Consider the following 25,520-nt stretch of genomic DNA (forward strand, 5'->3'; position numbering starts at 1 on the left):
TGCTATTATTCTATATTTTTTGGGTTTACAAGTAAAGATTTCCCATTATTGGTTATTACTAAAAAAGTGTTTTCATTTAACTTAACAAGCTTACGCCCAGAAATGTCTTTGGGCAAATTTAAAACGTTAAAGCTATTAAAAGACTGGTTATCGAGAGGTGAAATAATGCCTCCAGAATTAGAGGAGCTTTCTCCAAGCTCGGTTACAAAACCATAATAATTTCCGGTATAAACAAGCATATTATTTTCGTAATAAACATCTTCAATAGTACTCATTTGCACTTGTTTTGGCAAAGCTTTTGGGGTGAATTTACCATGGTTGTTTATATATGACATTGACCTCAATTCATAAATATATTTGGTTTCCAAAATGTCATTTTCGTTTTTGATAACGAGGTCCGAAATTTTCTCAACATTAGAAAATGTATTATAGCTTAAAAATTTCTTTTTTAATGAAGGTATTTGCTGAACAAGTTTATCTTTTGAAGCAAAAGGTACGTATGTTCCGAAAAAATCGTAGAAAATAAGCTGATCCAATTTTTCATTGGCATCAAAATCATCCAAATACATTATTACAGGCTTATTGACTGAAGCTTTCCATTTAAAATTTAAACCCGTATTTCCCCCTATAATGTCTAACTGGCCGTCACCATTGATGTCTGAAACGTGTATAACATTCCACATTCCGTTTGTTTTATCTAGCCCGTATTGCTCTGTTTTATTTTCAAATTTTCCACTTAGGTTATAAGACAAAATAGTTATTGGCATCCAGTCACCAGCTAAAACCAACTCAATCTTTCCATCATTTTCAAAATCCACCCATTTGCTGTCGGTAATCATCCCGTAGCGTTTACGTTCAACAATTTCAAAATTGTTATTCCCTGTGTTTTTTAAAATAAAACTATAAGGCGACAAACCATAAGCCCCAGGAATTGATCGATTTCCAATGAACAAATCATCAAATCCATCGGCATTAAAGTCATAGGATGACACCGAACCACCATTTGTCATTAGCAATTTTGCATCGAGTTTAATAAAATTTGCTTTACCATCATTGATATAAACTCGATCTTCTAACATTGGGTCTCCTTCTTTATAATCATTTCCACCACTTAAAGCATAAATATCTAGATCACCATCATTATCAATATCAAACGCTATGGCGTCAACATCTTCATAAATTTTATCTTGTTCAAAAATAGCGGTAGATTTTATTTTAAATTGACCTTGCTTATCTTGAATATAAAGTACGGGTGCTTGATTTCTTGCGCCTCCAATAAAGAGATCTAACAAACCATCATTGTTGAAATCTGCTTGCACCATTGAAGGCCCTTCAGTTGATAAATTTTCGGGCATTAAAGCATCTCTTTCGTAATCTAAATAGGTATCCTCCTTATGTTCATAGTCAAATAATGAGAATTCTTTCTTTGATTGAGGTTTATATAGAACTTTTGAAGTATTCTCCTTTGAGATTTGTAATTGAGAATTGATAATTATATCCCTTTTTGTTGTTTGTGTGGCATCATTCCAAACCACCGTTAGCGAATCAATACGTGCTATATCTCCTAAACCAAAATGCACTTTTCTGGTGCTACTCGATAAAAAGCCCCTAACAGTAGTTTGCTCTTTGTAGAATACTTTATTAGCAGCATACAAATACACTTTCGCCCCAGTTGTGTTTAAACTATTATTGTCTCCAAATAAATCCAAAGTCATGTAATTATGCTTTGGCGTTTTATTCTCTAAAATGGATACCTTTTCATTTATATTATTGACCACAAGATCCAAATCTCCATCGTTATCTAAATCGGAATAGGCCGCACCGTTGGAATAGGTACCCTTAGTGTTTTGAGTAACTTTAATTGAATTAAATTTTAAATCACCTTCATTTTCAAACAAGACATTTGGAATACTCAATGTGGGCATGGTATTGATGAGTTTTGCTTCCAATGAATCTTGATAGGTTTTGGTATATTTTGCAAAATCTAGATTGCTTAAATAATTAATATAATCTAGATCATTAGGTCGTTTATAAATTCCATTTGTGATATAGATGTCATTAAGCCCGTCATTGTTATAATCAAAAATTAATGGTGCCCAGCTCCAATCTGTGGCATGAGTTTCAGAAATTAAAGCGGCATCGCTAAAATAGTTTCCATTATTTATCTGCAGATGGTTTCTAGCATATTGCTGCTGGTAACCAAAGGCCTTTTTTATTTCGTTCACTTTATCACTATCCTCTCCACCAGATTTTAAAAATATAGCTGACTGATTGGGCATCATGTCTAAAGTAACCAAATCTAGTTTGCTATTATTGTTAATATCGGCCACATCAACACCCATGGTAAATCTGGAGGTGTGGTTAAAATAGTCGGCACTCGATTCTGTAAAGGTCTTGTTACCGTTATTGATGTACAGATAATCATTCTCATGAAAATCATTACCCACATAAATATCCATAAAGCCATCATTGTTGATATCTGACACGGCTATTGCCAATCCATACCCCAATGCACTGTTATAAATCCCAGCTTGCTTTGTAACATCTACAAATTTTGTTTCACCCGTTACAATCTTGTTTTCAAATAAAATATCTCCTGCTAAAGAATCTGTTTTTAATCTTAACTCTGCATTTCCATAAGAATATGGTGAATGAACAGAATGGTTAAGCAAATACATATCCATATCACCATCCTGATCATAGTCAAAAAAAGCAGCTTGGGTTGAAAAGCCAGAAAAATCAAGGCCATAAGTATGTGCTTCTTCCTTGAACGTTTCATTTCCTTGGTTGATGTACAGCTCATTTTTAGCTTTTAAGCCTTTATAGTTACCAACCTTACATACATAAATATCTAATAATCCATCATTATTAATATCTACCATAGTTACACCTGTAGACCAGGTATTATTTTGACTTATTCCAGCAGAACTAGAGATATCCTTGAATTTAAGTCCCCCAAGATTGAGGTAAAGTTTATCTGGTTTTTGGTTGGCAGAAAGATAAATATCATCTAACCCATCATTATTGATATCGCCTAGCGCGACTCCACCTCCGTTGTAGTAATATAAATATTCAATAATATTAAGCTCGCCATTGTCAATAAGATCATTTGAAAACTCAATTCCAGACTGATTTGATGGCACTTCATTAAATACTGAAGGCTCTGTTATAACTTCTGCTTTTTTATCTTTAGAACAGTTAACACCTAAAGCTAAAAGAAAAACAAAGCCTATGTTTTTTATCATATTAATATTTATAAACTTGTAATGAATCATTATTTTTTGCAATTAAGATTTCATTTTTCAGGAGTTTTATGTCCCTAATTTGACCATTAACTTTTAGACCTTTTCCTGTAACATGGTATTTAAATTTAGCTCCCCCAAGATTTTCTAAATAACTCCCATAAGAAGCATCATACCTTCCAAATTCAGGTTTTACTCCACTTAAGTTACCTCCTAAAATAATATCCTGATCGCCGTCTCGATCAAAATCAGCAACAGAAATGGCATAAATTGGTGAGAATTGTGTCTCAAAGGGTAGCTCCTGCACATCAAATTTAAAATCTCCTTTATTCAATAAAATAACTGAATTTAATGTTGTTGCTTCTAAAATCAAACTTGATTGTAATTGCTCGGACGTAAATATGTCTTCTATGCTGGCATTTTTAAACGAATCGTAATCTGGAAACTTCTTGTTCAAATATTTTAGTTGTTCAGTTAAATTATGTCGCAAAGCATATGGATATTGCTTACCGTTTGTAGCTGTAAATGAGAGCACCGGATCTAAATAACCATTACCATCATAATCATTGACAAATAATTTAATAGGCTGTATATCACTAGCTTTAAATCTACTGTTTAACCCGTGATTGCCCACTACAAAATCTATATCACCGTCATTATCTAAATCGGCTGCAACTATAGTATTCCACCAACCTTTCAGTTGTGATAATTGATTGCTCATTTCCTTAAACGAACCTTTTGTATTTTTAAAAACTCTAATACCCATAAATTCTCCTACAACCACCAAATCATCATATCCATCTTTATCTAGATCAACAAAAGTCGCATCGGTAATCATTCCTAAATTTTTAAACTCCGGCGCTCGCTGTGCCGTCTGTTCACTAAATTTTCCTTTGCCGTCGTTAACCAACAAAAACCCAGACCCAGGTTGACCATAGGCATCTGGAATTGTACGCTCTCCAACAAAAAGATCTAAATCACCATCCTTGTCGATATCTGCCACTGTTACCGTACTGCTACTATGAAACCCGTTTAATGTTGGTAATTTTTGTTCAGATAGATGAAATCCGTCTTGCCCGTCATTGATATATAATCGATCTAAATATATAGGGCTAAATTTGGAAGTTTCAACACCACCGCTACAAACATAAAGGTCTAAATCGCCATCTCCATCAGCATCAAATAGAACACTTTCGGCATCTTCAGCTCCTTTTTGCAAATCGAATGCTGAAGTTTTCATCTCACTAAATTTATTGTTTTTCTGAAGGAATATTTTGGACATATTATTTTTGGAGCCACCTATGAATAGGTCATCTTCACCATCATTATTAATGTCTCCTAACGCAATTTTTGGTCCTTCTGCACTTCGCATGAAGGGCAATAAGCGTTCAACATTAAAATCGATATAGTTGTTTTCTGTGTGGACAAAATCAATAATGCCTTCAACTTTACTAAATAATAATGCTTCAGCATTGCTAGTACTGGTTTGATGCTCTATAAATACGGCTTCTTTTTCAAATACTGTAATTGTAGTATTGGCTTCTATATTATCTATTTGTGATATTTTTCCTGAAGGCCAATTGACAGTTAACGTTAGGTTGTCTTTATTTTTAAATCCAAAATTTGGTCTGTCATCCATTGATGATTGAAAGCCTCGTACAGGTTGCTGTTCTAAAAAATAGGTTTCCGACTGATTGGAAAGTTTCAATTTGGCTCCAATACCGTTGCTATTCAACCCTTCGCCTTTTAAGACCACTTTTAAATAATTATGGTCTTCTTGCTTGATATTATTCCTATAAACAAAAAGAGGCATATTAACATTGTTGACCACAACATCTAAATCACCGTCATTATCTAAATCGCCATAGGCTGCCCCATTGGAAAATCCTTCAGTATCCAAGCCATTAGCAACACGCTCAAACTTTAAATCTCCTTTATTGATATACGCATGATTTTTGACTTTATTTGAAGGAATGATATCAATCAATTTTTTATAGTTTACTTTGTTGTTTTGAACTATAGATTGAATAACTTCTTCATTTGAAACATATTGAAGATAATCCTGATTGGTGAGGTCTTTATAGATGCCATTAGCAATGAACAAATCCTTTAATCCGTCATTATCCATATCAAAAAACAGTGCGCCCCAACTCCAATCTGAAGCTTCAACACCGCTAAAACGTCCCACTTCACTAAACGTTAAGTTGCTATTATTGAGTTGCAACATGTTCCTCGTGAATTGATGGTAATAATCGTTTTTTACATTGTATTGGTACTTGTTCCAATCTTCAAAAGTGGTTACGGTTTTTAAGCGTTCGTATTCACTTGGAAGCATTTCAGTAACAAATATGTCATTATAGCCATCATTATTAATATCAGCAGCATCTGCTCCCATCGAAGCCCCGCTAATAGAATTGATGGATTTGGTTAATTGTTCCTTAAATGTGCCGTTAGCTTGATTGATATAGAGGTAATCCCGTTCAAAAAAATCGTTAGACACATAAATGTCCTGCCAATTGTCGTTATTAAAATCCCCAACCGTAACACCTAACCCAAAGCCTATAATACTCCCATAAATACCTGCTTGTTCACTAACATCTATAAATTTGCCATCTCGATTTTCAAAAAGTTTGTCACCTCCTAATGTATCCCTGATTGGACGTTCGTTTTTAGTTAAATTAAAGCTGCCAATAGCCTGATATGAGTTATTGAGCAAATACACATCTAAATCCCCATCATTATCATAATCAAAGAAAGAAGCATGTGTTGAATAGCCCATGTCATCTAATCCAAACTCGGCGGCACGCTCTGTAAAGGTTAAATCCCCATTATTAATGAAGAATTCATTTTGCTTATTATCTCCTTTTACATCTCCAGAATTACACACATATATATCTAATAAACCATCACCATTAATATCGACCATGGAGACACCTGTTGACCATGCCTTTGTGCCACCAACCCCTGAAGTTTCTGTGATATCCTCAAATGTGAAATTCCCTTTGTTTAAATACAGTTTATTCTTGTTAAGATTTGAGGTTAGGTAAATATCCTGTAAGCCGTCATTATTAATATCTCCTATAGCTACACCACCGCCATTATAAAAATTGCGGTATCGATAAACATTAAATTCATCAGTTGACTCTAAATCATTACTAAACTGAATTCCAGTTTGTTCGGCCGATAATAACTCAAACTGTGGTAATGTATTTTCTTCAACTTTTTCTTCCTTTTTATCACATGACATCACTACTATTAATGAAATGATGCTTATATATTTATAATACTTCATGCTTATTTTACTAGTGTTTTATACTTATACTCCAAATCTTCAATAAGAACTGAAACATCTCTATCAGACTCTTGAAACATTTTTATTTGACGATTACCATCCACTTTTACCAAACTGTTTTTTACTTTCATGAATGGATTTCCTGGATACCATTTCATTAAGGTGTCTTGTATTACAGGTAATAGCTTATTGGCCTTCAAAGCTTCATTCCAGGGTGCCCATGCAGAGTATGAAAACTTCACATCCATTGCTGTAATAATATCCTTCTCATTAAATTTCGCATAAAACAGCATACGTATTCTTTTTAAAGCTTGCGAAGTGTCTTGAGGCTCTAAAAACATTTGCACATAGCTATTTGAAGGACCATGCGTTGCCACACCTCTTTTATTTAATCCCCAACAAATTTCATAGAAATCACTTCGCGTTTGGCCAAATTCTAAATTGTGAAATACATGATTATGTTGTTGACCACTAGACAACTCACTTTTTACCAATTTGGTGTAATCTGATTGACAGGCACTAATTGAGAATATTAATACTAAAATCGCTATTTTATTAAAACTATTCAACTTCATAAAATTTTAAACTATCATTATTTAACGTGGTTAATAAAAATCTCTTCGCATTAATTTTAGGCATACTAAAATCTCTTATCTGTCCTTTAATATTAAGCCTTATTACTTTTTTAAATTGACCTTGATTATCTCCATAAACCAACCAACCTCTTGAAGCGTCTTGTCGACCAAACTGCGGTTTTACTAAATATTGGTTGCCTCCAAAAATAATATCTGTGTTTCCATCTAAGTTTATGTCTGAAACTATAATTGCTTCAACGTTAGAATACTGAATTTCATGAGGCAACACTTGGATTGAAAAGGCATTGCCATTATTAATGAAGAGCGATGTTTTTACTGTATTTACATCTAAAACTATAGCTTTTGCAAGTTGTTCTTTATTAAAAATAGCGTCAATAGTTGCATTTTCATAATCCTTATAGAACAATAGCTTTTGCTTTAAGCTTGCTATCTGTGCAACCAACTCATCTCTATCTGCTATTGGATAATATTTTCCATCTATTTTATGACATATGATTTGCTCAATAGTCCCGTTATTATCAAAATCTGAAACGTAAGCCCTTGTTCCATCTTTAAAGAACGTATTTTCGCCTTTATTCCCAGCAACAATATCTAAATCACCGTCTCCATCAACATCTGCTAATTCAAACGTTTTCCAAAATCCTGAGGTTTGTTCCAAACCAAAACTTTTGGTTTTATTTTCTAATATTCCATTCTGGTTAATAAATATAGAAATGGGCATCCATTCTCCTACCACGATTAAATCCTTAATACCATCATTATTAAAATCTTCCCATGCTGAATCGGTAATTAACCCAATAGACTTAAGTGATTCTTGATCTGAAAATTCAAAAATATTATTGCCTTTATTCTCTAATATATAGCCACTTGTTGGAATTCCATAGGTTTCTACTTTAAAGCGCTCTCCAATAAAAATATCATTGTCCCCATCCTGATCAAAATCATAAATCGATACGGTAGATGTACTCATGGGTTCTTTAAAGGGAAGTGCCGACTGGTCTAAAACAAAATTGAGATTTCCTTGGTTAATGTATAAGCGATCATTTAATGAAAAATCGAATTTAGAGAATGATTTTCCGCCACTTGCGACATACAAATCCAAATCGCCATCCTTGTCACTATCAAAAAACACGGCATCGGTATCTTCTGATTTGGCATTCATCTCAAATGGTTTTGAAATTTCAATGTATGAATAGTCCTTTTGTGACACAAAAAGTTTTCCAGATTGCCCTTTCGCACCACCAATATAAAAATCGGGTTGGCCATCATTGTTGATGTCTGCACTTGTAATATTAGGACCTTCGTTATTGAACATCTCTGGAAGCAACTGTTCTCTGTTAAAATCTACAGCATTGTTCTCTTTATGTTTAAAATTAAATAGTGAATTAATTTCCTTTAATGGATTTTTAATGTTTATAGGTTTCGTAATACTAGAGGTGTTTGATTCTTTAGGTTGAGTAAGTGAATAAACCTTGTTAGTTTTTAAATTTTCTTCTTTTGTGGTAAATCCATTAGGCCAAAATATCTTCACACTATCAATAGTTTGAGCAGTATTAACCCCAAAAAGAAAATCGGGTGACACCGAACTTTGAAAGCCTCTTGATGGAAAGTTTTCTAATACACTATAGCTTCCATTATCGTAATAAATTTCGGCTTTTGCGCCTATGGCAAATGTGTTTTTATCGTCACTTTTTAATTTTATGGTCATACTTCTATGTTTTGAAGTATCTAGCTTATTTTCATATACAAAGGCCGGCATATTGACATTATTAATCACCAAATCTAAATCACCATCATTATCGAGATCGCCATATGCGCTTCCATTACTAAAGCTTGGCTGATTTAAACCCCAAGCTATTGATTGGTCACTAAATTTAAAGACACCATTATTTTTAAACGCCACATTAGGCACAGGTTGAGATGGCATGAGATCAATTAATTTTTTCATGACTTGCTGGTCATTTTTGATCATATCTCGTATTTGATCTTCATTAGCCATATAGGTAAGATAGTCCCTGTCTAATAAATCTTTATAGATGCCATTGCTAATAAATATATCCTTTAAGCCATCGTTATCTACGTCAAATAACAAGGATGCCCAACTCCATTCTGAAGCTGCAACATCTGAAAATCTACTTAATTCTAAAAACACATCGTCGCCTGTATTTATATGAAGAGCGTTACGTGAGAACTGATAATGATAGCCATTTTTAACTTCCATATCATATTTATTCCAAGATTCAAACAAGGTTTTAGTTCGTTGTCGTTGAATATTTCTAGGTAACATTTCAGTAACCATAATATCAGGTTTTGAATCATTGTTTAAATCGGCAGCATCTGCACCCATTGAACCCATAGAAATAGATTCAAATTGATGCTCTAAATCTTCTTTAAAAGTGCCATCTTGTTGATTCATGTATAGATAATCTCTTTCAAAAAAATCGTTGGAAATAAATATATCTGGCCAAGCGTCACCATTATAATCACTTACAGTAATTCCTAATCCAAAACCTATAGCACTAGAATAGATGTTGGCTTTTTGCGTAACATCCACAAAATAGCCATTGTCATTTCTTAATAATTTATTACCCGTTTCGGTTGGTATATCTCTTTGATTTTTTATAAAGTCATAGTTACCTACAGACCTTATAGAATTACTTAACAAATAACAATCTAGATCACCATCCTTATCAAAGTCGAAAAAATTAGCTTGTACTGCCAGGCCAATAATGTCCAAACCATAAACTTTGGATTGCTCTGTAAAAGTTAAATCCCCATTGTTTATAAAAAGCTCGTTATGTCTTGAGCTCTTATCACTTGGCGGACCAGCTTTACATACATAAATATCTAATAATCCATCGTAATTTATATCCACAAATGTTACACCCGAAGACCACGAATCTTTACAAGCTACTCCAGCTGTTTCAGTAATATCTTCGAACTTCCAATTCCCCTTATTGAGATATAATTTATTATCAACTATGTTTCCTGTAAAATAAATATCGAGTAATCCGTCATTGTTTATGTCACCAATTGCAACACCACCGCCGTTATAGAAATTTCTATAGGTATAAGGATTTAGGGCTTCGGTTTCGATAAGTGTGTTGGCGAATTTAATATCGGAGTCTACGTGCAGTTGAAACAGTGTTTTGTCTAAAGTGTCTTGCGTTTTCTTGTCTTTTGAACATGACAAACACAACAAAATTAAACTAATGTAAACCGGTATTTTCAAGATATTTTAGCTAGATATATAAATAATAAAACGGGTTACCAAAGATAACCCGTTTCATATTAATAAGCTTTATTATTAAATATTCATTAATAAAATTAAACTTTCATTAATCTTTAATAACCTGGATTTTGTGTTAATGTTCCGCCACTAGCATCAATTTGCTCTTGTGGAATTGGGAAAACATTTCTAAACGCTTGCGACGCTGGTTTTTCCCACCATGCTTGATTAAATTTACCAAAACGTATTAAGTCTTGTCTACGAGTTACCTCCATAAACATTTCTCTACCTCGTTCTGCTAAAAAGGTATCTGCTGTTAACGACCCTAAAGCAGAAACTCCGGCTCTGGCTCTAATCGTGTTGACATCATTCAATGCTAAATTCCAGTTACCAGCAACCCTAGCATCAGCTTCAGCTCTAATTAAATACATGTCGCCAAGTCTAATAATTGGGTAATCGTTATCCATATTATCTCTTTGACCTTGTCTAAAGCTAAACTTACCTAAACGTGCGCCACCTTTTCTGGAAGCATTTGGTTCAAGTTCATTAATATCTGTACTATAGTTTAATTCTAAATCTCCACCAGTAGCAGCATAATCTAAAATCGCAGAACCTTCGTAATCCAATTGAGCACCCACAATAAAGTTGGCATCTTTTCGCTTATCAGCATTATCATAAGAGTTATAAAAATCTTCTAAAGCTGAATACCCATTCCAAGGTTGATTTTGTAAATTCCAAGTAAATTGACTTGAGTAATGCAAGGTCATTTGAGCAAAGTGCATATTTGGACCAGAAACATTATCATAAGCAATAGCCCAAATTATTTCAGGATTTGTTTGGTTATTGGGTGCAAATACCGCCGCATATCCAGTTAATTCGTCTGGGTCTGAAGCAACACTTGGTCGTTTAGCTGCATTTGGAACAGAGCATCCAGATCCACATAGCACATAGCCTCCATTGTCTATCACATAACTTGCCGCCGCTGAAGCTTCAGCATATCTTGGAGTACCAGTATATACTTCAGCATTCAAATACAATTTAGCCAATAAACCTAAAGCAGCGTATTGGTTAATTCTGTATCGTGTTTGCCCAGTCCCTAGTGGACTAGAAGATAGATCCATTCCAATTACATTACTAATCCCTAAAGCTGCTAACAATTCGCTCTCAACAAAATTGAATACTTGAACTCGAGTTGATTGAGGAGGATTTCCTCCAGCCTCGGTTAAAATCTTTACTCTACCATATAAGTCTAATAAACGATAGTAAAAGAATGCTCTTAAGGCTCTAACTTGTGCTGTTTGATTAGCATCAAGATTTCCAGAAGCCAAAGACGTATTACAAGCACCAATTGCGGAATATTGTTGACCCCAAGCCCCATTTATTGGGCCGTTAGTAGCACCAAAAGTATGTCTGTGCATATCTATCCATATTCCACCATCATACCAGTCACCTCCTTTTTGAGTTACAGCCATCTCATCTGTTGATACAGACTGAATTGACCAATAGCCTCCATGGTTGGCAGATCCTGATTCTCTTAATTGGTTAAAGGCTGATGCCATTGCATCTGCTGGTCCAGCACCACCACCATCAAAAGTAGCGAAGCTAGGTTCTGATCCGTTGAACTGTTCTGGTACTTGGTCTACCAGAACCTCTTCCAAATCTGTGCAGGCACCAACAGTTACAAGTGCACCACACATTAAAAATAATTTAAATATATTTTTCATAGTCATTTTTTTAAAAGTTAATATTTACTCCAAAAGTCACCGTTCTGGATGCAAAATAATTATATCTTCTATCTATACCCGGAGTTAAAGGATCTGCAGCTCCTCCTAAGAAGCCACCATTGTCAACAGAACCTCTATCCTGTAGAGCTGGTTCTGGATCAGCACCAGTATAACCTGTAATCGTAAATAAGTTTTGTGCACTTAATGACAATCTAATGTCCTTAACATACTTATTATCTTCCGCAATATCAAATGTATAACCTACTGAAACGTTATCTAATTTGAAAAAATCTGCTTTCTCAACATACAATGAGCTAAATTTTGCATTCGTGATTGCTGGGTCCGCGTGTTTTGTATTCACAAAATTGTAAGATCCCTGGCTTCCTACTCTAGGTTCGTAAAATACTCTAAAGTTGTTTACTAAACTGTGACCAAAAGCACCTCTAAAGAATGCATTGACATCCCAATTCTTGTAGGTAAGTGTATGTGACCAACCCAACTCAAAATCAGGAATACCTTTTCCTAGCTTGGTTAAATCACCATCTCTTACGCCATCTTCATCGGCATCAATAGCATTTCCTATCACTTGTTCTGTTTGTAGGGTTCCATCTCCATTTACATCTTTCAAAACTTGGCTTCCATTAACCACTTCTCCAGTGAATACAGGACCCCAAATTTCACCAATTGCTTCTCCTTCAGAAACTAAAATAACATTAGTATCATTCTGTCCTGGAGCACCTAAATTTCCTCTTAATGTTCGAGTATCAAATTTATCTAACACTGTTTTATAAGTAGAGAACACAATTCCAGAGTTATATTTTAAATCTTCATTTTTAATGATGTCGTAGTTTACACCTAACTCTAAACCATCTGTAGATAATTCTCCACTATTTCTAATTTGAAAATTACTTATCAAAATTGTACCGTCTGGTAAGTCGTCTGGTGTAATGGTTTGACCCAAGATGAAATCAGAAACTTTACGAGTATATAGATCTAAAGTTGCAGAAAAACGTCCTGCAGTATATTCTATACCTAGGTTAGTTTCAGCTTTTTCTTCCCATTGTAAATCTGGGTTTGGTTGTCTTAATGCTACGGATGACAATAAATCACCTGATGGACCATAACCTGGTTGTGACAATCCACTCTCCGCTGGTAAAGATCCTGTAACACCATATCCTAAACGCACTTTGAATAAATCTACATTATCCAACGTTAGATATTTGTTAAGATCAACACCTAAACCAAATGCAGGGAACGTACCCCATTGGTTATTGGCTCCTAATTTAGTTGAACCCTCTCTTCTTAAGGAAGCATTAAAATAAATAGCATCATCGAAAGTAGCATTCACTCTTCCAAAAAACGCTATGATTCTATTCTCTGGAGATCTGTTACTGTCAACTGAAAATTGACCAGCAGTTTTTTGATCCTGTGACCACTCTAAAGCATCTATATATTCTAAGTCATCATTAGGAAAATCGCCTAAAGACAAGAAATAATTGCTAGACGTATCTTCTTGCCACGAATATCCTCCAGTGAATTTTAAATTTAATCTATCTGAAGCATCTATTTCATAATCTCCATACAATTCAAATAATTTAAATTTGTTGTCCCCAGTATTTAATCGCGCTAAACCTTTACGGAATGGACTCGTTGCAGAACCCCTAAATAAAGATGTTGTTCTGTAATACTCTTTGTTAGTGTATTTCGACTCTTGTTCTGAATATAATGCATTTAAGGAAATATCGTCTGTTAAGTCATACTTAAAATTAGCACTATAAGTAAATTCGTTTCTTTTACCTTGATTGGTGTTTTGATTAATTATTGAAACAGGGTTGAAACTATCAAATAAACCTAAGGTTTCAAAATAACCACCATATGGATCGGCATTAAAAGGATAAGGAGAATCAGCACCAAAAACTGGAGCCGTTGGATTGTAAAGAATCGCATAACGTAACGCTTCATTAAATCCAAAATCTGAATCTCTTTTTGTGTAAGAACCATTAAAGGTAATCTTTAATTTATCATTTAAAATTCTTGTTGATGCTTGGAAACGTGTATTGAATTGTTTGAAACCTGATCTGTCCAAAATACCTTGAGCATCTCTAAAATTGGTAGAAACACGAAAATCTGTATTATCATATCCTCCAGAAATAGCCACATTATGAACATTAGAAACAGCGTTTCTAGTTACTAAATCTAACCAATCTGTTCTACTTTCTAAATCAGTTCCACCAGCGGCAGCAAATTCATCGCCTGACATTCTATCTATAGTATTGGAGATTGAAGCTGTCGCTACAGAACCATTATAAGACACTTGAGTGTCACCAGCTCTACCGCGTTTAGTAGTTACAATGATTACACCACTAGAACCTCGCGATCCATAGATTGCAGCAGCAGAACCGTCTTTTAATACAGTCATACTTTCAATATCACTAGGATCAATATTGTTTAATGATGCTCCAATTACACCATCAATAACAATTAAAGGAGATGAGTTTGAACCCACAGTAGATATACCTCTTAATCTAATCACGGCATCTTCATTAGGATTCCCTCCTTTATTGTAAATACTTAAACCTGCAACCTTACCTTGAAGTAATTCAGAAGGGTTATTAATCGTACCTTTGTTAAAGGCCTCTTCATCCACTTTAGTTACAGCAGATGTAATTTCCTTTTTGGTGGTACTACCATAACCTACAACCACAACCTCTGATAATTGTGCTGCATCTTCTAAAAGTGTTACATTAATAGTCGTTTGACCATTTACTGGAATCTCTTGAGTGGCGTAACCTAAAAAGCTAAACACTAGTACTGCGTCTGCAGAACTAACATTTAAAGAGTAGTTACCATCAAAATCTGTTTGAGTTCCCGTAGTAGTTCCTTTTACTAAAACGTTAACTCCCGGAATTGGTCCTGAAGCATCAGATACAACCCCAGAAACAGTTTGTGCATAAACAATGCTTCCTAGAAGGAATAGACAAGGCAGCATTACTTTTTTGAGTAATTTGTTTTTCATATTTGAGTTAGTTAATTAATATTTAGTGAATAACACTTATGTTAAAAAAATCTTAACAAGACACTAATTTTATATTTTTTTTACCAGAAAAAAAGAATTTGATAAAAAATCCCTCTAATTATTGTCGAAAACGTTTTCGATTTTTTAATTTAACCAAAAATTTAAGGCTTGCATTTTAAACAAATGAATGTTTATCAAGATTAAAAATTTTATTTTACCTCCTCAATTAATTAATATATGTCTAAGGTCACGTTAAAAAGAATTGCAGAAACTTTAGGTATTTCTACGGCCACAGTTTCAAAAGCGCTGAAAGATTATGATGATGTCAGTGCATCTACAAAAAGTAAAGTTAAAGCGCTTGCAGAAAAGCTCAATTTTAAGCCCAACTCCTACGCTCAAAGCTTAAGGACTCAAGAGTCTAAAATTATTGGTTTAATCATGCCTGAAATCGTTCATCATTTTTTTGCCAATATTATTTTAGGTGTTATAAAAAGTGCAGAAAAAGAAGGTTACTTGGTTATTACATTACAGTCTGATGATTCCTTTGAAGTTGAAAAACAACAACTCGATCTTCTTGTGGATAAAGATGTTGATGGGATTCTCCTGTCTTTAGCAGACAACACTATTAGATTTAAACATATAAGTAATATTATAAATAATGGTACGCCAGTTGTACTTTATGATAAAATATCAAAGTCCATTGAATGCAATAAGGTAGTTATCGATGATAAAAAGGCTGCATTTAATGCTACTAAATATTTAATAGATATTGGATGTAAACGAATTGCTCATGTAAGGGGGAAATTAAAACCTCAAACCACTATAGACAGATTTAAAGGTTACAAAGAAGCACTAAAAGTACATGGAATGGAGTTTGACAAGTCCATAGTATTTGAAGCCAAAAATATTGCCTCATTTGAAGATGGTAAAAATGCTGCTGACGAAATCTTTTTAAATCACAAAGATGTGGATGGGATTTTTGCAATGACCGATCTTTTGGCAACGGGAGTTTTAGTTAGACTGAAGGAACTTAACGTGAAGATTCCCAAGGACATCTCGATAATGGGATTTAGCAATTGGTTTTTAACTAGAATCACTACGCCTAAATTATCAACTGTTGATCAGCCTGGCTATAAAATGGGAGAGGTCGCATTTAAAATACTTCTTGAAGAAATCAATAACACTAAAAAAGGAATCAAGGCACCTTATAAAACTATTGAAGTTCCAACAGAACTAATTATAAGAGATTCCACAAAATAAGGGCATTACTGCATTAATTTTACAATATCTGTTTCGTGAATTACTGGATTCGCTCCTTCTGCACTAGCAACTAACGCTCCTACAGCACAGGCATAATTTAAGGCCTTTTGTGGACTAAAATTGGCATTTAGTTTGTGCAACAATGTGCCTAGAAATGAATCACCTGCTCCTACGGTATCCTTAACTTTAACTTCAAAACCTTCATTAAAGTAAAATTTGTCATTAATAAATAAAACCGCCCCTTTACCACCTCGAGTCACACAAATGTGGCTGGTACTGAATTTCTTATAAATAAACTTAATTTGGTCTTCTAAAGTTTCACATTCTTGCCCAAAAGATTTTACAATGAGCTCTAATTCATCATCATTGAATTTGATGAAATTAGCCTTATTCATTAACCTACTTAACAACTCAAAATTGTAATGCGGTGCTCTTAAATTAACATCAAAAACTTTAAAGTTGGCGTGCTCTAACAACTCAAAAAGGGTATTTCTTGAATTCGAATTTCTACACGCTAAACTTCCAAATATAAAAACCCTACTTCTTTTAACTAATTGAATAGTACTGTCAAGTTCTATGAAATCCCAAGCAACTGGAAATTTGATATCGTAACTTGCAGAGCCACTAGCATCCAAAGAAACATTCACCTTCCCGGTTTCATAATCATTTTTAATTTGAATGTATTGCGTTGTTAAACCCTGTTCTTTTAAATAAGTGATCAGCTTTTCTCCTAAATCATCATTTCCAACGGCACTTATAATGGCAACGTCATTGCCAAAAGCATTTAATCTCATAGAAACGTTTAAAGGTGCACCTCCAATTTTTTCCCGATCTGGAAATACATCCCAAAGCACTTCGCCAAAACAAGTAAACGTATACATTTCTATAGTTTTATAATTCTAACTCACTTACCACAAGCTTTTTTATAACAGCTTTTAAATTATTTGCTGGGGTTAATTTCAATGTCTTTAAAGGAGAACTTGGGAAGAATATTTCAGTCAATACCGTTTGTCCTTGATTATAAAACACTTCAATAGACGTTTTGTCAATGAGAATTTGAAGTTGAATAGTGTCTTGCAAATCATCAAACGGAGCAATTGAAATTTTATCGGCAAATTTTTCGGAAAACGACAAATCACCTGATGCAGTTCGATCAATAAAATAGTAGTTTTTTATATTATCAATTCCAAAATCAACCACCTCTCCTTCATCATTTTCTAAACTAAATCTATATCTGTCCTTTTGTAAATTTGAAAGTTCTATTTCTATAATTGTTTTATCAATTGCTTTGGTTTTATTAGCTATTATAGTGAATTCTTTATTGAAATTAATATTAGTTTCTTCTCTAACTAGGTTCTTGTAAGCATCTAATTCGCTTACTGGTTCAGAAAAAAGCATATAGCTTCCATTTACTTTTTTAAGACTTAACTCTCTAGCTATGGTCATTGCACTCCGCCAAGTTGTTGTAGGCACATCTCTGGCATAGTCCCAATTAGACATCCAGCCTATAAATAAGGTTCTTCCATCACTTTTAGGAATATTTGACCAAGTAACTCCAGCATAATTGTCTCGTCCAAAGTCAAGCCATTTTGTTTCTACCTGGTCTAAATCTTTTGCGAATGAAGGATCTAAAACAAAGTTCTTGCCATCAAAATCACCAACAAAATATTGAGTCCCTGACCCTCCATTGATATGTCCAGGGTTTAAACTTTGTATTAACACCCACTTGGTTTCATTGGTTCCTTCAACATTCATAGGAAAAATATCTGGACATTCCCAAACACCTCCATGTTCACCAACCGTTTCACCAAAGTCTGACAATAATTCCCAATCTTTTAAATTAGGTGAACTATAAAAAAATGACTTTTCATAAGTGGCTAAAACCATTAACCAGTGCCCACGTATTTCATCCCAATACACCTTGGGATCTCTAAAATCTTTTATCCCTGGGTTAGGTATAACAGGATTGCCTTCATATTTGGTCCAAGTTTGCCCTTCATCTAATGAGTAAGCAATTGCTTGACTTTGAAAATCGATTGCTCCAGCTCGCTCTCCATCAATATCATGATAAGTAAAAATTGCCACAACAGGAGTTTTCCCATCGTCACCAAAACCTGAAGTATTATTTTTGTCAACCACAGCACTTCCAGAAAAAATGTAGCCAAGGCTATCTGGATATAAAGCAATAGGCTGCTCTTTCCATTTAATAAGGTCTTCACTAATTGCATGTCCCCAATGCATAGGTCCCCACACATTGTCTTCTGGATAATATTGAAAATACAAGTGGTACTTGCCATTTAAATAAAACATACCGTTAGGGTCGTTCATCCAATTAGCTTTTGGTGTGAAATGAAAATTGGGTCTGTATAATTGTTCTTCAATGGTATTTAACGACATTTCTACAGTTTTGTTTTTATTTGAATCGTTACAGGCATAAATCATAATAATTAGTAGGCTTAACAGTGTCCATTCTAACTTTAAACTGTTGTTACTTATTTTCATTTTTTACTAATTTTTTACTTAACTCTTCTAATGACAGTCCTTTGGTTTCTGGCATCACAAAAAGTGCAAAAAGTAATTGAAGCACCATCATACCGGCAAAAAAGGCAAATATCATCCAAGGAGCATCTTTCAAAATTCCAGATTTCTCATCTAAAAACACAGGAGTTAATAAGGTAATTATCGCAGCGAATACCCAATGTGTTCCACATCCAAAAGAATTACCCATAGCTCGAACTTTATTCGGGAATATTTCAGAAATAAACACCCATATAATGGCACCCTGACCTATGGCATGAGCAGCCACAAAAGTTACAATAAACGTGAGAAGAATTCCGGCTCCCGCATCAGTTTTAAATGCCCATGCTACAACCGATAAACTTATGATATATCCAATGGAACCTATGATTAATAATTGCCTTCGACCAAATTTATCAATCAAGCTCATACCAATAATGGTAAAGATTAAATTGGCGAGCCCAACATAGACTGAAGCCAAAAAAGGATTTTCAACACCTGCTCTACCAAAAATTTCGGGGGCGTAGTAGAGTAAAAAATTTATACCCGAGAGTTGATTAAAAAAGGCTACTAAAAAAGCTAATAGTAAAGGGAAACTATACATTTTTGCAAACACACTCGTAGAGCCCTTTTCTACTATGTTTAGCTCTTCCTTAATTTCTAAAAGTTTAGTAGTAGCAGTTGTATCGTCATGGGTAATTTTTAATACCGATAAGGCCTCATCTTCATTCCCTTTTTTTAGAACTAACCAACGTGGACTTCTGGGCACTCCTAAAATCATCACACAATACACTAAAGCAGGAATTGCTTCTACACCTAACATCCATCGCCAATCATTAGCACCGTCAAAGCCTTTTAACCAAAGATTTGAAAAGTAAGCCACTAGTATACCAAAAACTATATTAAACTGGTATAAGGCTACTAATTTACCTCTATTTTTTGCACTTGAAATTTCGGAAATATACATTGGAGCTACTACTGAAGAAGCACCGACGGCTAAACCACCAATAAACCTAAATAGTGAAAACGAGTATTTATCTGCAGCCATTGCAGAACCAAGTGCAGAGATTAAAAACAATACACCAATCCAAAACAATGTTTTTTTACGACCAAATTTGTCTGCCGGTATGCCACCTAATAGGGCGCCAATTACAGTTCCCCAAAGTGCCATAGACATTATAAATGTTCCGTGAAATAAGGGGGATGTGTTCCATAATGCTTTTATGGGTTCATTGGCTCCTGAAATTACAACCGTATCGAATCCAAATAAAAATCCAGCTACAGCAACGGTAATGGACCAGAAAAGTGTTTTGTTTTTCATTTACTAGGTTGGTTAGACGCTGTAAAATAAAACATTAGCTATTAAAGTATTGAAACTTTATTCCAAAACCCGTTTAAATTCAACACGAAAACGTTTTCGCTGAATACGAAAAAAATTAAATCATTAATCTATAAAGTGATTTAGTTTCAGCCATTGTGTGCATTGTTGCGCCCACATTGGGCTGCTTTCATTCTCCCCCAAACCAAATCCATGACCTCCTTTTTGGTAAAGGTGTATTTCCGCCTTTACATTCTTGTTTCTAAGTTCATGAAAATAGGTAATACTGTTTTCAACTGGTACAGATTTGTCATCTATGGCATGCACTAAAAATGTAGGAGATACTAACGAATCTATTTGTTTTTCGTTAGAATAATATGAAAGATTAAAAAAAATTCATTTAATATTACAATTTAAAATAATACATACCTTAATCTATTATCTTATGATTTCATTGAATGCCTATGACTATGCTTTTATAATTGGTTTCTTCCTAATTACCCTTACTATTGGGTTTGTAGTTTCAAAAAAATCAGGTAAAAGTTCTTCAGAATATTTTCTTTCAGGACGAACAATGCCATGGTGGCTTTTGGGAGTTTCTATGGTTGCCACCACATTTTCAACCGATACTCCAAATTTAGTTACAGATATTGTAAGAAACCAAGGTGTTAGCGGAAATTGGGTCTGGTGGGCCTTTTTAATTACTGGATTATTGACGGTATTCGTCTATGCTAAATTATGGCGTAAATCGGGAGTCAATACAGATATAGAATTTTACGAGCTTCGATATAGTGGCAAACCTGCCAAGTTTTTAAGAGCATTTAGAGCGATTTATTTAGGCGTAATTTTTAATGTTTTGGCTATGGCGGCTGTAACGTTGGCAGCCATAAAGATTGGTCAAATTATGTTGGGTTTAAGCCCATTACAAACCGTAGGTATTGCAGGCCTAGTCACTGTGATATTTAGTGCCGTGGGTGGTTTCAAGGGAGTTGTTTACACTGATTTCCTATTGTTTTTTGTGGCACTTTTTGGAGGAGTAGCAGCAGCCTATTATTGTGTGAATCTACCAGAGGTTGGTGGTTTGAACGCTTTACTACAAAATGAACTGGTTGCAGAGAAATTAAATATTTTTCCTTCATTTGATGACAAGGAAACATTGATTACCTTATTAATAATACCATTAGCGGTACAATGGTGGAGTGCATGGTATCCCGGAGCCGAACCTGGAGGTGGCGGCTATATTGCACAACGTATGCTTGCTGCTAAAGATGAAAATCATGCCATAGGAGCTACGTTTTTCTTTAATATTTTGCATTATGCTTTTAGACCATGGCCTTGGATATTGGTAGCTTTGGCATCATTGGTTCTATATCCCGATGTTGCTAGTATTCAACAAGCATTCCCCAATATTGCCGAAGATAAATTAGGGCATGATTTAGCTTATTCAGCAATGCTGACCAAACTTCCCAATGGGCTTTTGGGCGTTGTTCTCACCTCTTTAGTTGCGGCTTATATGTCTACCATTTCTACACATCTTAATTGGGGGTCATCCTACGTAGTAAATGACTTTTATGTGCAACATATCAATCAAAAAGCTTCTCAAAAGGAACTGGTTAATGTTGGTAGAATTTCAACCGTAATATTAATGGTAGTATCTGCGGCATTAGCTCTTGTTTTAACAAACGCTTTGCAACTATTTAATATTATTTTAATGTTTGGGGCAGGAACAGGACTTATATTCATTTTGAGATGGTTCTGGTGGCGAATAAATGCCTGGAGTGAAATTTCTGCCATGTTAGTTTCTGGTGTAATTTCCATCCTTATTAATTTTACTGCATTTGGCGCATATATGTTTGGTGGTACTGATAGTGAAGGCCTCACCATTACAGGAGTAATGCCAGGTTGGATGACCTATCCATTTGTAGTTTTGGTTACTACTTTAATTTGGATATTGATAACCTATCTCACAGCTTCTGATACTAAAGAAACTTTATACAATTTTTATACAAAAATCCAGCCCGGAGGTCCTGGATGGTACAAAATTGTTAATCAAAGCAAAAAGGAAGGTATCTCCATTGAACAAAATGAAAATCAATCATGGAACGTTCCTTCAGGCATTTTAGCCACAATAGTAGGTTGTATTGTGATCTATAGCGCTTTATTTGCTACTGGATATTGGATTTATGGCGAATACTTTAAAGCATGTATTGTTACAACTGTTTTTGTTGTTTTTTCATTTATGCTTAAAGGGTTATGGAAGAAAATTAAAGCGATTGTGTTTTGATATTTTATGTTAGTTAATTAGCCTAGCTAACATGAATACTAGATGATAATTAATCGTCTAAATGGTCTATTTAAAAGAAATAAAAAAAGCCTTTATCAAAAAGATAAAGGCTTTAGTACTCAAGGCGGGACTTGAACCCGCACGACCTAATGGTCACAGGATTTTAAGTCCGGCGTGTCTACCAATTCCACCACTTGAGCATGATGAACTACCGCTGTAGTTCTTGGTATATTTTTGGTATAGAGCGAAAGACGGGATTTGAACCCGCGACCCTCACCTTGGCAAGGTGATGCTCTACCCCTGAGCTACTTTCGCGTTATAGCAATTATTTAAATGAACGTTTGTTGTAATTGCGAGGGCAAATTTAATACATTTCTTATAAAACCAAAGGCTTTTTAATAAAAAAGTGTGAGTTTTTTTAGGCTTGTTTCTTTTTTAACAACATTCGCTTAATCTCATTAAGTTTCATCAGGGCTTCAACCGGAGTAAGCGTATCTATATCAATATTTACAATTTCATCTTTAATCTGTTCTAATAGAGGATCATCAAGATTAAAAAAGCTTAATTGCATCTCATTGTTTAAGGTTTTAACCTTATTAGTTAATTCATCACTTGAATGTGATTTTTCTAATTGTTTTAAGATTTTGTTGGCTCTGTGAATCACCTGTTGGGGCATGCCTGCCATTTTAGCAACATGTATTCCAAAACTATGCTCACTCCCTCCCTCAACCAATTTTCGCAAAAACAACACATTATCCTTAAGCTCTTTAACTGAAACATTAAAGTTTTTAATACGCTCAAAGGTTTCGGTCATTTCATTTAATTCATGATAATGGGTTGCGAATAATGTTTTTGCTTTACTGGGGTGTTCATGCAAATATTCGCTAATGGCCCAAGCAATTGAAATACCATCATAGGTACTTGTACCACGACCTATCTCATCAAGTAATACTAAACTCCGTTCTGAAATATTATTTAGAATAGATGCCGTTTCATTCATTTCAACCATAAACGTTGATTCACCCATTGAAATATTATCACTTGCACCTACTCTAGTAAAAATTTTGTCTATTAGCCCAATTTTGACCGATTCTGCTGGGACAAAACTTCCCATTTGAGACAATAAAACGATCAAGGCCGTCTGTCTTAATATGGCAGATTTACCCGACATGTTGGGCCCAGTAATCATGATAATTTGTTGAGCCTCTCTATCCAAATACACGTCATTAGCGATGTAAGGTTCACCTAGAGGCAGCTGCTTCTCAATAACAGGATGCCTCCCATTTTTGATGTCTAAACTGAAACTGTCATTAATTTCTGGTCGAACATAATTGCTTTCAAATGCTAACTGTGCAAAACCTGAAAGGCAATCCAGTTGAGCAATTAATGCTGAATTTTTTTGAACGGCTTGAATATAAAGCCCCATCCAACTCACGAGCTCGGCAAATAATTGCTGCTCTATAGCCAAAATTCGTTCTTCAGCACCAAGAATTTTAGATTCATATTCTTTTAACTCTTCAGTGATGTAACGCTCTGCATTAACCAAAGTTTGTTTTCTAATCCAATCTTCAGGAACTTTATCTTTATGTGTATTTCTAACCTCAATATAGTAACCAAATACGTTGTTGGACGCTATTTTAAGGGAGCTTATACCTGTACGCTCACTTTCGCGTTCAAGCATATTATCTAAATAAGCTTTCCCTGATGAAGATAGATTTCGCAACTCTTTTAATTCTTCAGAAAAATCAGAACTTATTGTATTACCTTTTAATATATTGACGGGAGCTTCCTCATTCAAGGTCTCCTTAATTCGCGAACGTAAGGCTTCACACAAATCCAAAGCATCACCAATTGCGTTTAATGCCTTATTGTTACTATGAAGTGTTAAGGCTTTTACAGGAACGATGGCCTCTAAAGCATTTTTTAATTGAACCACTTCTCTAGGGCTAATTTTACCAGTAGCCACTTTTGAAATGAGCCGCTCCATATCTCCCATTTGCTTGAGATGATTCTGGATTTTCTTTGAAATAACTTCGTCATCAAGTAAGTATTGAACCACTTCATGCCTTTGACGAATTTTATCGATGCTTACCAAAGGCAAAGCCATCCAGCGCTTTAACAATCTCCCACCCATTGGGGAAACAGTTTTATCAATAACATCAATTAAAGTAACCGCATTTTGATTGGTTGATTGGTACAGTTCAAGGTTTTTAATCGTAAAACGGTCCATCCAAACGTGTTCATTTTTTGCAATGCGTTGTATGGAGGTGATATGCTCCAATTTATGGTGTTGGGTTTCTCCCAAATAGTGTAAGATAGCACCCGCCGCAACAATCCCTTCATATAAATCATCAATTCCAAATCCTTTTAGAGATTTGGTTTGAAAATGCTTTAGAAGTGTTTCATTGGCATAATCATCCTGAAACACCCAATCTTCCATAAAAAAGGCATGAAAATCGTTACCAAAAGCCTCTTTATAAGCTTGTTTTTTGGGTTTTGCAACCAACACTTCACTAGGCCTAAAATTTTGCAGAAGTTTATCAATATATTCGGCATTGCCTTGTGACATTAAAAATTCACCTGTTGAAATATCCAAAAAAGAGACGCCTATTAATTCCCGACCAAAACAAATAGCAGCTAAAAAATTATTGGTTTTAGACTGAAGAATATCATCATTAAAAGCCACCCCGGGAGTAACCAATTCGGTAACACCGCGCTTTACAATAGTTTTAGTTAGTTTTGGATCTTCTAATTGGTCACAAATAGCAACGCGGCATCCCGCCTTCACTAATTTAGGCAAATAGGTGTTTAGTGAATGGTGCGGGAAACCTGCCAATTCAGTTTCGGTTTCGCTGCCAGCACCACGTTTGGTTAAAATGATATCTAGAATTTTAGCAGCCTTAACCGCATCAGTTCCAAAGGTTTCATAAAAATCCCCTACTCTAAATAACAACAAGGCATCAGGATACTTTGCCTTTATGGCATTGTATTGCTTCATTAAAGGTGTTTCTTTTTTTGCTTTCTTTGCCAATGGTAGAGTAG

At 34.7% G+C, this 25,520-nt stretch carries 13 protein-coding genes and 2 tRNA genes; 2 read left to right on the forward strand and 13 right to left on the reverse strand.

Annotated features, from left to right (window positions below; genetic code table 11):
• Positions 1-5 precede the first annotated feature (5 nt).
• The 6 genes from ACFO5O_RS08990 to ACFO5O_RS09015 all read right to left on the reverse strand — a co-directional run bounded on the left by ACFO5O_RS08990 (position 6) and on the right by ACFO5O_RS09015 (position 15,099).
• Positions 6-3,245: a VCBS repeat-containing protein gene (locus ACFO5O_RS08990; protein WP_387962982.1), complete on the reverse strand. Its 3,240-nt coding sequence runs from the start codon at positions 3,243-3,245 to the stop codon at positions 6-8.
• Between the two features lies 1 nt (position 3,246).
• Positions 3,247-6,534 (reverse strand): VCBS repeat-containing protein, encoded by a 3,288-nt coding sequence (locus ACFO5O_RS08995; RefSeq protein WP_387962984.1) that lies wholly within the window; start codon positions 6,532-6,534, stop codon positions 3,247-3,249.
• Positions 6,535-6,536: 2 nt separating this feature from the next.
• Positions 6,537-7,109, reverse strand: a complete 573-nt coding sequence (locus ACFO5O_RS09000) for a hypothetical protein (RefSeq protein ID WP_387962986.1) — start codon at positions 7,107-7,109, stop codon at positions 6,537-6,539.
• Positions 7,096-10,323 carry a VCBS repeat-containing protein gene (locus tag ACFO5O_RS09005; RefSeq protein WP_387962988.1) on the reverse strand — a complete coding sequence of 1,076 codons (3,228 nt, stop codon included), beginning with the start codon at positions 10,321-10,323 and terminating at the stop codon, positions 7,096-7,098. The genes ACFO5O_RS09000 and ACFO5O_RS09005 overlap by 14 nt, the downstream gene beginning before the upstream one ends.
• A 152-nt stretch (positions 10,324-10,475) precedes the next feature.
• Positions 10,476-12,083, reverse strand: a complete 1,608-nt coding sequence (locus ACFO5O_RS09010; protein ID WP_387962990.1) for a RagB/SusD family nutrient uptake outer membrane protein — start codon at positions 12,081-12,083, stop codon at positions 10,476-10,478.
• Between the two features lie 10 nt (positions 12,084-12,093).
• A complete protein-coding gene (locus ACFO5O_RS09015; RefSeq protein ID WP_387962992.1) occupies positions 12,094-15,099 on the reverse strand; it encodes a SusC/RagA family TonB-linked outer membrane protein in 3,006 nt (1,001 codons plus the stop codon).
• Between the two features lie 237 nt (positions 15,100-15,336).
• Here ACFO5O_RS09015 and ACFO5O_RS09020 point away from each other — a divergent pair, with 237 nt between their 5' ends.
• Positions 15,337-16,359, forward strand: a complete 1,023-nt coding sequence (locus ACFO5O_RS09020; RefSeq protein ID WP_387962995.1) for a LacI family DNA-binding transcriptional regulator — start codon at positions 15,337-15,339, stop codon at positions 16,357-16,359.
• A 5-nt stretch (positions 16,360-16,364) separates the two neighbouring features.
• On the opposite strand, the gene ACFO5O_RS09025 is transcribed toward ACFO5O_RS09020, so the two are convergent.
• The 4 genes from ACFO5O_RS09025 to ACFO5O_RS09040 form a co-directional block, all read right to left on the reverse strand.
• Complete coding sequence (locus ACFO5O_RS09025) at positions 16,365-17,240, reverse strand: carbohydrate kinase family protein (protein WP_387962997.1); 876 nt, start codon at positions 17,238-17,240, stop codon at positions 16,365-16,367.
• Positions 17,241-17,250: 10 nt separating this feature from the next.
• Positions 17,251-18,861, reverse strand: coding sequence for a glycoside hydrolase family 32 protein (locus ACFO5O_RS09030; protein ID WP_387962999.1), 1,611 nt, complete (start codon positions 18,859-18,861; stop codon positions 17,251-17,253).
• Positions 18,848-20,197 (reverse strand): sugar porter family MFS transporter, encoded by a 1,350-nt coding sequence (locus ACFO5O_RS09035; protein WP_387963000.1) that lies wholly within the window; start codon positions 20,195-20,197, stop codon positions 18,848-18,850. Before ACFO5O_RS09035 ends, ACFO5O_RS09030 begins: the two co-directional genes overlap by 14 nt.
• Before the next feature lie 123 nt (positions 20,198-20,320).
• On the reverse strand, positions 20,321-20,590 hold the full coding sequence (locus ACFO5O_RS09040) for an alpha/beta hydrolase family protein (RefSeq protein ID WP_387965101.1): 270 nt from the start codon (positions 20,588-20,590) through the stop codon (positions 20,321-20,323).
• A gap of 49 nt (positions 20,591-20,639) precedes the next feature.
• Between ACFO5O_RS09040 and ACFO5O_RS09045 the strand changes: the two genes are divergently transcribed.
• Entirely contained in the window at positions 20,640-22,478 is a 1,839-nt protein-coding gene (locus ACFO5O_RS09045) for a sodium:solute symporter family protein (RefSeq protein WP_387963002.1), read from the forward strand.
• A gap of 116 nt (positions 22,479-22,594) precedes the next feature.
• Here ACFO5O_RS09045 and ACFO5O_RS09050 read toward each other — a convergent pair.
• From ACFO5O_RS09050 to mutS, 3 genes are all read right to left on the reverse strand, one after another.
• Positions 22,595-22,678, reverse strand: a tRNA-Leu gene (locus ACFO5O_RS09050).
• 43 nt (positions 22,679-22,721) lie between these two features.
• Positions 22,722-22,793, reverse strand: a tRNA-Gly gene (locus tag ACFO5O_RS09055).
• Between the two features lie 103 nt (positions 22,794-22,896).
• Positions 22,897-25,509, reverse strand: coding sequence for a DNA mismatch repair protein MutS (gene mutS, locus ACFO5O_RS09060; RefSeq protein ID WP_387963004.1), 2,613 nt, complete (start codon positions 25,507-25,509; stop codon positions 22,897-22,899).
• Positions 25,510-25,520 lie beyond the last annotated feature (11 nt).

The organism is Geojedonia litorea (assembly GCF_042654525.1).
Lineage (GTDB): Bacteria > Bacteroidota > Bacteroidia > Flavobacteriales > Flavobacteriaceae > Geojedonia > Geojedonia litorea.